Below are 1,839 nucleotides of genomic sequence, written 5' to 3' on the forward strand. Positions count from 1 at the left end.
AGCATTGTCACTGAGCTCGGCCAGGGCCGCGGCGATCACCGGGGCGAATTCGGTGTCGCTCAGCAGGAGCTTCGCCTCGCCGTGGCGCAGGATGTAGGCGATGGTTGGCGCATCCAGCCGGGTGTTCAGCGAGTTCAGCACCGCGCCCGCCATGGCGACGCCGAAATGCGCCTCGACCATTGCCGGTATGTTGGGCGCCATCACGGCGACGACGTCGCCCGGTCCGATTCCCCGTGCCGCCAGTGCCGCGCCCAGCCGCTTGCAGCGCTCGAAGGTTTCTGCCCAGGTGCGCCGGATCGAGCCGTGAGCAACCGCCGTTCGCTCCGGCCAGACTTTCGCTGTCCGCGCGAGGAAGGAGAGTGGCGAAAGCGCCTGGTAGTTCGCTTCCGTCTTCTCGAGGCCGGTGATGCAATCGGTCATGGTCGTGTCCTCATGCGTTGAACAGCCCCACGGCGGTTGCTACTTGATCTTGACGGAGACCGGGCATAGCAAGGTCGATCAGAAGACCTTGCCGACCTGAACTTGGAAGAAGATGTCGTTCTTGGCGCCGCCGCGGACCTGAACGTCGGTCGCAAGCTGGGCCTCGGCGAAGACCGTCGGCGACAGGAACGAGCCGGCGATGACGCCGATGCTGGTGAAGTTGTTGCGGTTTCCGGTATCGACCGTCGCCAGCGGGGTGACTTCGGATACCTTGCCGCCAAACGTCTTCTCGAAGCTGAGGCCGACATAGGCGTCGGTCTGCGGGTGGAAGTAATAAGGCGCGTAAACGATGAACTGCGCGGCCGGATCGGTCTTGAGGTGGACGCCGGTCTGGACATTGGTGTTGCCGTAGAAATACCCGTCGGCCCAGACCTCGAGATCGAGCCGCTTGCCCTTGGCCTGGCCGAAGACCTTGTGCATGAAGCCGACTTCGAAATTGTTCACCCAGTTGTTGGTGCTCGCGTTGAGCACGATGCTGGGGTTGTAGGAGCCCGAGGGCGGGCTGAGGTAGTAGGCCAGCAGCAGGGTTTCATCCTGGCTCGGATGATCGACCGGGTAGAGGAAGGCAGAAAGTAGCGGCTCGGCGAAGCCGCTCTGGTGCGACAGGCTGCCGCCGCCGACCTGCTGGTTGCCGAGGTAAGAGACATAGGGGGCGATGACCTGAACGCCCCAGGGCATGCCGTCGATCGGGCTGAATGTGTGGACTAAGCGCAGAATCGGCACGTCAGTCTGGATATGCGTGTTGGGGTCGTTTGCGGGAGGGGGCGGAATCCTACGCTTGGCAGCAAAGCCCTGCGTTTCAATGGCCTGATCGACTATGTGTCCCAAACGAGTGTTTGAGATGTGACCCTAAAATGGCACGCGAAAGCCGATTTCGTTGTTCCATAACCCGTATCACAATCAACGTGTCGCATAGGTTCGCACTCAATGTTCAGATTCGGGCCTTAACGTAGGATTCCGCCCCCTCCCGCAAACGCCCCCGTGTTGCCGATCTTCGTGCCGTGCTGGTTGTAGAACGAGCTGGCTGAGGCGAACTGGTTGTATAGCATGGCGACGCTGACATTGGGTGGCGGCGCGTTAAGGTCATAGGGCAGCGGGCCGGCGGCGCGGGCCGGCTGCATCATCGACGAGACGGCAAGCGCCACGCCGAAAGCCGCACCAGCGGCGACGCCCACGGACCCCGTGAATTTTCCCGAAAGGTATTCGAACATTTGGACTGTCTCCTGTTCTTTTAATGGGTGGTGTACCCTGACGTCTGGACTTTCATTTAGGCGAATCTGGAAAATGGGCCAACCAACAAGAAAAAGGCGGCCACAACAGGGGGAAGGGCCGCCAAGGAACAGGGATGCATATACGGAA

At 61.1% G+C, this 1,839-nt stretch carries 2 protein-coding genes and 1 pseudogene; all 3 read right to left on the minus strand.

The features are described 5' to 3' along the window. Nucleotides 1–420: AMP-binding protein (locus tag APM_RS17815; protein WP_007424794.1), on the minus strand; the 420-nt coding region annotated here is incomplete at its 3' end. A gap of 78 nt (nucleotides 421–498) precedes the next feature. After that, a complete protein-coding gene (locus tag APM_RS17820) occupies nucleotides 499–1,308 on the minus strand; it encodes a transporter (protein WP_007424795.1) in 810 nt (269 codons plus the stop codon). A 116-nt stretch (nucleotides 1,309–1,424) separates the two neighbouring features. Next, a pseudogene (locus APM_RS22415) lies at nucleotides 1,425–1,839 on the minus strand (hypothetical protein); the annotation flags it as partial.

Origin of the sequence: Acidiphilium sp. PM (assembly GCF_000219295.1) — a bacterium.
Lineage (GTDB): Bacteria > Pseudomonadota > Alphaproteobacteria > Acetobacterales > Acetobacteraceae > Acidiphilium > Acidiphilium multivorum.